Consider the following 6,740-nt stretch of genomic DNA (forward strand, 5'->3'; position numbering starts at 1 on the left):
GTGAATAAAGATGTGAAGCTAATTAACTATGCGAAGACGGCAAGTGGTGAATACTATCAATTCCAAACAGTAGATGGTAGTATGACTGCATGGGCTGATATTCGAAACTTCATTGGATTAAAAGCTGTTCCATCTGTAAGTGAACAGCCACAGACTGAGGAAACAACTACTACATCTAAAGACAGTGTAAAAGAAACAAAAGATTCATCAGAAGCAATACCAGAAACTAGTCCAAGTATCTCTGAAGAATCTAGTATGATGGATTCGAGTAGTATAGTCTTTTCTTCGGAGGATAAAGAATAAGTTTTACTAGCTTTAGAACGAACAATCGTAATTGTTTTCTTTCTTGAATCAAAATAGATCATAAGATGGAGACAACGTTTTTGGTTCATATAACATTTAAAAAATGTGTTTAATTACAAAGTTTCATGGTGATTTGAGTGAAATAATAAATTTTAAAAGGTATTAATGATCAAACACAAATGGGAATAAGTTGTTTATCGAAAAGAGATTCAGTGATATCGTAAAGTTTATTAAATCCAACGGTAAAATTGATTCCACTCCTCCTAACTTTCGTGTATAATGGTACAAGCCAGTATTACGAAAGTTAGGAGGAGTTGTTTTGAGTAAACAACATCCAGAGGATAAGTCCTTTAAAGACGAAGTATTAGGAGCTTTAAAGCAACCTCAATCAGATCAAACCCAAGAAAGCGATGGTTTGAACGAGCGTCCTATTCAACAACCTCAAGAAGAGGTGGGTTCGCGAACTGCAAGTGGAAAGACCAAAAATAAACAAGCAAAGCAAGCTGCTACAAGTCGTAGGGCAGCAGAAGAAGAAGTGCCCATAGCTGAAGGTGGGGAAACGCAATTGCGCAAGCAGCAACGCAAAAAAGAAGATCGGATTGTCAATCGGATCGTTTTGATCGTAGTTCTTGCTCTACTCGTCATCGGCGGTGTTTTAGGATTTTCAATGTATCGTTATGTAGCATCAGGATTGCAGCCGTTGAATCCAGAAGATACCGAAACGGTGGCGGTTGAGATTCCTAGTGGATCATCCAACAAAGCAATTGGAGAAATATTGGAAGAAGACAATATCATTAAAAGTGGGATGATTTTTAACTATTATACGAAATTCAATAATTTAACTGGATTTCAAGCAGGAAATTATCATTTTTCTCCTAGTATGACATTGGATCAAATCTCAAAGATGCTGCAAAATGGCGAAGGCTCGGTCACCTCTGATGCAAAAGTGACGATTCCAGAAGGATTTGATGTTGATCAAATCGGTGATGCTCTAGCGGAAGCAACGAATATCTCGAAAGACGATTTCTTAGCTTTGATGGAAAGCGATGAGTTCTTTGAAAAAATGAAAGAAACCTATCCTGAGCTTTTAGCAAGTGCCGGCGATGCGCAAGGTGTGCGTTACCGACTAGAAGGATACTTGTTCCCAGCAACTTACGACTACTATACGGGAAATACCCTAGAAGAAGTCGTTACCCAAATGGTGGATAAATCAAATTCAGTCTTGTCAAAATATTTCGATCAAATCGCTCAAAAAGAAATGACGGTTCAAGAAGTCCTTACTTTGGCATCACTTGTTGAAAAAGAGGGCAGTAAGCTAGAAGATCGTAAAAATATCGCACAGGTATTCTTCAATCGTTTAGCGATTGATATGCCGCTGCAATCGGATATTTCGATTCTATACGCGTTAGGTGAGCACAAAGAGCTAGTCACGTATGAAGATACTCAAGTTGACTCTCCTTTTAATCTTTATGTGCATACCGGATATGGGCCAGGACCATTCAATAATCCAAGTGAAGAAGCGATCCAAGCGGTCTTAGATCCAACACCGAACAACTACTATTATTTCGTTGCTGATATTCATACCCAAGAAGTTTACTTTGCGGAAACCTATGAACAGCATATGCAATTAGTGGAACAATATGTAAACAATACCTCAAATTAAATTTTCATAGGTTTATAGTTTACATTTAAAAAAAAGCATGGTAATCTTTTGTGGACTCATCGCAAAAGATTACCTTTTGCGATTTATTAGAAGTTACTAAAAGGAGAAAAGAACTATGGTAGAAAAAGTTTACCCAATGACACTTGAAGGAAAAGAAAAGCTAGAACAAGAATTAGAAGAATTGAAAACGGTAAAACGCGGCGAAATCATTGAACGTATCAAGGTAGCCCGCAGTTTTGGCGATTTATCCGAAAACTCAGAGTATGAGTCTGCTAAAGATGAACAAGCGTTTGTCGAAGGCCGAATCACTACTTTAGAAAATATGATTCGTTTTGCAGAGATCATTGATAATGAGGGTGTAGACTCTGATGAAGTTTCCATCGGAAAAACAGTGATTTTTGTTGAGTTGCCTGATGGTGACGAAGAAGAGTACATGATCGTCGGTAGTGCTGAAGCAGATCCGTTTTCTGGTAAAATTTCCAATGATTCACCAATCGCTCGTGCCTTGATTGGGAAAAAAGTCAATGATGAAGTGACGATCTCAACGCCAGGCGGAGATATGCAAGTAAGAATCACAGAAGTAAAGAAAAGCTAATTGCTTGATCACTCGATCAATCTAGTTGACCCTGTTGTTCATTCTCCTTTAGGGAATTTGATCAAACAGGGTCTTTTTTCGGACCAGCGACGGATGGACAAACCATTTTTTTCAGGTATGATAGAGTAGAATTACTAGGAGGAGGAGCTTGAATGAAAAGTCCTTGGCGTTTTTTCTTTATTGTTGAAGCGCTCTTACTGCTTTTTGCGGTATGGCAAATTTTATCTAATCCGCCATTATTATTTTTATTAATACTTGGTGTGACGTGCTTGGTCCTTGTGAACCGAAGTGAGCGCAAGAGCAATTTTAAAAATTTCTTGATGGTCTCAAGTTCCATTGCTATTTTGATCAGTTTGTTAAATAGTCCAGCACTGTGGCTGATGCTGATTTTTGCGATTTTATTTATTGGTTTAAAAGGAGTCGAGATTACCGGAATCGACTTAACTAAAAATTCATTCTGGCGCAAAAAACAAATGATTATCGTTGAAACTGAAGAACCCAAAGCTGATCATCCACTGAAACAAAAGCAGCAATGGTTAGGCAATGAACGGATCGGCAGTCAAGTCTATGAATGGGACGATATCAATTTAGATATCTTGACTGGGGACACTTTTATCGATCTAGGCAACACTTTATTGCCTAAGAAAGAAAACGTCGTGATCGTACGAAAAGGCTTTGGCAGAACTCGTATTTTAGTGCCTGCTGGCGTAGCAATCAAATTAGAGCATAGTACTTTTATTGGCTCCGTTATCTTTGAAGGCGAAGAAACGAGCTTGAAAAATGAAAAAGTGACGATCTATAGCCCGGATTATGGCGAAAATAGTCGGCGTTTGAAAATCTTGACGAATACCCTTGTTGGTGATGTTGAGGTGATTCGGGTATGATCGGGAAATTTTCAAGAGGCATGATCGCTTTTTATGCAGGATTAGCAAGTTTTTTCACCATGATTTTGATGCTGTTTTCCTATTTGTATGCCAGTGGGAAAAATAATTGGCTGATAGAAGTCTTTCAAATCAAGCTCTTCTTTATCCCAATCGTCTTTCACTTACTTGTAATATCTGCATTGATTGCTTTAGCTATCTTTTTACTGATTTCTTTTTTTCGCAACCGTCAATACGGTCCGGTGGAAGAAAAGTTAAGACTGTTAGCCAGCGGCTATATCGATAGCCCTTTATTAGAAACAAAAATCCCCCATGCGTCTGAAAACCATTTGATTGCGAATGTGGATCGTGATATTGCCAGTATCCAATCGAAGATGAAACAGATGTCGATGGAATTACAGCAATTGAATGCGAAACCGCAGTTTGTTGATGGTCAGACGAAAGAAGAGATTTTAGAAGCAGAAAGGCAGCGTCTGGCTCGTGAATTGCACGACTCTGTTTCTCAACAGCTGTTTGCCGCCATGATGATGATGTCTGCACTAAATGAGCAAGCGATTCGAACAGATGCGCCAGAAAGCCAAAAGAAACAGTTAGCTATGGTCACAGACATTATCAATGCTTCGCAATCTGAAATGCGGGCGCTCTTGCTTCATCTACGACCTGTTACTTTGGAAGGGAAGAGTCTAAAGCAAGGAATCGAGCAATTGTTAAAAGAATTAGAGACCAAAATCAAAATTCTATTGACTTGGGATATTGAAGACTTTACGATGCCTAGTTCGATTGAAGATCAACTCTTTCGTGTGATCCAAGAACTCTTATCTAATACACTGCGTCACGCCAAGGCCAATGAGTTGGAAGTTTACTTGCATCGCATTGATAATAACGTGTTGTTGCGGGTGATCGATGACGGTGTTGGCTTTGATCCACAAGATCAAAAGGCCGGCAGCTATGGTTTGATGAATATCCGAGAACGGGTAAGTGCCGTTGGCGGAACGTTGAAAATTATTAGTTTTAAAAATCAAGGAACCAGTATTGAAATTAAAGTTCCACTGTTGAAGGAGGCATAAGGTATGATTAAAGTGTTGCTAGTTGATGACCATGAAATGGTTCGTCTTGGGGTTTCTTCTTATCTATCGATTCAAGACGATATAGAAGTAATTGGGGAAGCGGAAAATGGTCGAGTCGGGTATGAAAAGGCATTGGAATTACGTCCAGATGTGATTTTGATGGATTTGGTGATGGATGAAATGGATGGGATCGAATCTACGAAATTGATTTTAAATGATTGGCCCGAAGCAAAAATCATTATTGTCACTAGTTTTATTGATGACGAAAAAGTCTATCCTGCTATTGAAGCGGGGGCGGCAGGTTATCTGTTAAAGACGTCTACTGCTCATGAGATTGCGGAAGCCATTCGTGCAACCCAGCGAGGAGAGCGGGTCTTAGAACCCGAAGTCACCACGAAAATGATGGATCGTTTGACGAATCGGACACCGATCCTACATGAAGATTTGACCAATCGGGAACAAGAAGTGTTACTGTTAATCGCCGAAGGAAAGAGCAATCAAGAGATTGCGGATGCACTCTTCATTACGCTGAAAACAGTGAAGACACATGTGTCAAATATCTTATCAAAATTAGAAGTAGAAGATCGTACACAAGCTACGATATATGCTTTTAAACATGGTTTAATAAAATAAAGTCTTAATAATCATACCTCCTCATGGCAAGCAGAGGAGGTTTTTGTTATACTAAATTATGATCTGGTAAAAAAGGAGCGTTTGTGGTGAAGCAAAATTATGCAATAATCGGTCTGGGCCGTTTTGGTGGCAGTATTTGTCGCACGTTGATTGAATCTGGACAAGAAGTACTGGCGATCGATAGCAACGAAGATCGTGTCAATGAGTACATGAATATCGCCACCCATGCGGTGGTCGGCAACGCACAAGATGAGATGACGTTACGCTCATTGGGTATCCGTAACTTTGACCATGTCATTGTTGCGATTGGTGAGGATATTCAAGCTAGTATTTTGGTGACCTTGATGGTCAAAGAAATGGGTGTTCCTAATATCTTAGCGAAAGCCCAAAACGAATACCATGCCCGTGTACTGGAAAAACTCGGCGCAGACCGTGTCGTTCATCCCGAACGTGACATGGGGATTCGCATCGCCCATAATCTTGTTTCCAAAAATATTTTAGATTATATTGAACTATCTGACGAATTTTCTCTAGCAGAGATTCGCGTGTCCAATCCACGCTTTTTCAATAAATCCCTGATTGAGCTGAATTTTCGACAAAAATATGGTCTGACAGTCGTTGCGATTCGTCGGGGACCAGGACAAGTGATCGTTTCGCCTGATGCAGAGGCGATCGTGCGTGAAAATGACAATTTACTCGTGATCGGCAATACAGATGATGTAGATATACTTGATGAACATATGAATGATTAGGAGTGAAGAAAATGAACTTAACAATAAGTCCTGAAGCAATGCAATGGTTTAAAAAAGAATTGGTGGTAGACCAAGGAAGCGGGATTCGTTTTTTCGGAAAAATTTATGGCAAAACACAAGTGCATGACGGATTTTCCGTGGGAATGTCAGTCGATAAACCAGAACGTCCGATCGTCGAACAAACCATTGATGGCTTGCTTTTTTTTATTGATGAAGCAGACGAATGGTTTTTCAAAGGCTATGATCTAACTGTGGACTATGATGAAACGTTAGATGAACCGAAATATGATTTTAGCGAAGATAAAAAATAATGTGGATTCGGTCCTAGCTGACCGATTTCCCACGACTGGCTCTAGGAGATGAAACCGATGTTATCAATTGTTGTACCTTGTTTTAATGAAGAGGCAAGCTTGCCGATTTTCTTTGAAGAAACAGAAAAAGTGAAGAAACACTTAAATATGCCTTTTGAATATATTTTTGTTAATGACGGGTCTTCAGATCAAACTCTGTCTGTTTTAAGAGACTTGTATCACGCCCACCCTGAAAGTGTTCGCTATCTATCTTTTTCGAGAAACTTTGGCAAAGAAGCTGCTCTTTATGCGGGGCTACAAGCTGCTAGAGGCGATTTTGTCACTGTAATGGATGCAGATTTACAAGATCCGCCGTCATTACTACCTGAAATGTTTGCTTTGCTAAGAAGTAAACCAGAGCTTGACTGTGTGGGTACGAGACGTGCCGATAGAAAAGGTGAGCCAAAGATTCGCAGTTTTTTTTCGAACTCGTTCTATAACATCATCAACAAAATTGCCGATACTGAAATGGTAAACGGTGCGCGAGATTTTCGCT

9 protein-coding genes are annotated in these 6,740 nt (G+C 39.6%); all 9 read left to right on the plus strand.

Annotated features, from left to right (window positions below):
- Positions 1 to 303, plus strand: a 303-nt coding sequence (locus tag A5883_RS04540) for a hypothetical protein (protein WP_441316247.1), incomplete at its 5' end; no start/stop codon positions are given.
- Positions 304 to 622: 319 nt separating this feature from the next.
- On the plus strand, positions 623 to 1,966 hold the full coding sequence (gene mltG / locus A5883_RS04545) for an endolytic transglycosylase MltG (protein ID WP_086338066.1): 1,344 nt from the start codon (positions 623 to 625) through the stop codon (positions 1,964 to 1,966).
- Between the two features lie 115 nt (positions 1,967 to 2,081).
- Complete coding sequence (gene greA / locus A5883_RS04550) at positions 2,082 to 2,561, plus strand: transcription elongation factor GreA (protein ID WP_005229556.1); 480 nt, start codon at positions 2,082 to 2,084, stop codon at positions 2,559 to 2,561.
- A gap of 152 nt (positions 2,562 to 2,713) precedes the next feature.
- Entirely contained in the window at positions 2,714 to 3,445 is a 732-nt protein-coding gene (gene liaF / locus A5883_RS04555) for a cell wall-active antibiotics response protein LiaF (protein WP_005229558.1), read from the plus strand.
- Complete coding sequence (locus A5883_RS04560; RefSeq protein ID WP_081117280.1) at positions 3,442 to 4,509, plus strand: sensor histidine kinase; 1,068 nt, start codon at positions 3,442 to 3,444, stop codon at positions 4,507 to 4,509. Before liaF ends, A5883_RS04560 begins: the two co-directional genes overlap by 4 nt.
- Before the next feature lie 3 nt (positions 4,510 to 4,512).
- The gene (locus tag A5883_RS04565) at positions 4,513 to 5,142 is read left to right on the plus strand and encodes a response regulator transcription factor (RefSeq protein WP_005229563.1); all 630 of its coding nucleotides are present in this window, start codon (positions 4,513 to 4,515) and stop codon (positions 5,140 to 5,142) included.
- A gap of 86 nt (positions 5,143 to 5,228) precedes the next feature.
- Positions 5,229 to 5,894: a potassium channel family protein gene (locus tag A5883_RS04570; protein ID WP_005229566.1), complete on the plus strand. Its 666-nt coding sequence runs from the start codon at positions 5,229 to 5,231 to the stop codon at positions 5,892 to 5,894.
- An 11-nt stretch (positions 5,895 to 5,905) separates the two neighbouring features.
- On the plus strand, positions 5,906 to 6,205 hold the full coding sequence (locus A5883_RS04575) for a HesB/YadR/YfhF family protein (RefSeq protein ID WP_005229567.1): 300 nt from the start codon (positions 5,906 to 5,908) through the stop codon (positions 6,203 to 6,205).
- Positions 6,206 to 6,262: 57 nt separating this feature from the next.
- On the plus strand, positions 6,263 to 6,740 hold a 478-nt coding region (locus A5883_RS04580; protein WP_254907817.1), incomplete at its 3' end, for a glycosyltransferase family 2 protein.

The organism is Enterococcus sp. 5B3_DIV0040, assembly GCF_002140755.1.
Taxonomy (GTDB): domain Bacteria; phylum Bacillota; class Bacilli; order Lactobacillales; family Enterococcaceae; genus Enterococcus_D; species Enterococcus_D casseliflavus.